Source organism: Ensifer sp. Root954 (assembly GCF_001429005.1).
GTDB classification, from domain to species: domain Bacteria; phylum Pseudomonadota; class Alphaproteobacteria; order Rhizobiales; family Rhizobiaceae; genus Ensifer; species Ensifer adhaerens.
The window spans coordinates 560,991-561,231 of the sequence record NZ_LMJM01000001.1 but is presented as its reverse complement, the minus strand read 5'-3'; the positions used below and the strand labels follow the sequence as shown (position 1 = coordinate 561,231).

The window sequence follows — 241 nt, the reverse complement described above, 5'->3', positions numbered from 1 at the left end:
CACGCAGTTCTGCGCGTTGATGACGAAGACTTGCCTGCCGTCCTTCTCCACCCATTCGTAGACGCCGGCCGGACAGTAGCGCGTCGACGGACCGGCATAGACGTCATGCTCGGAGCGCTTCTGCAGCTCCATATCCTTCACCTGCAAGTGAACCGGCTGGTCTTCCTCATGGTTGGTGTTCGACAGGAACACCGACGACAGCCGGTCGAAGGTCAGGACCCCATCCGGCTTCGGATAGTCG

1 protein-coding gene is annotated in these 241 nt (G+C 60.6%); it reads right to left on the bottom strand.

What is annotated here, in order from left to right; translation table 11 throughout:
• Positions 1-241 (bottom strand): 4Fe-4S dicluster domain-containing protein (locus tag ASE71_RS02455; protein WP_200964121.1); only part of this gene is annotated, 241 nt, incomplete at both ends.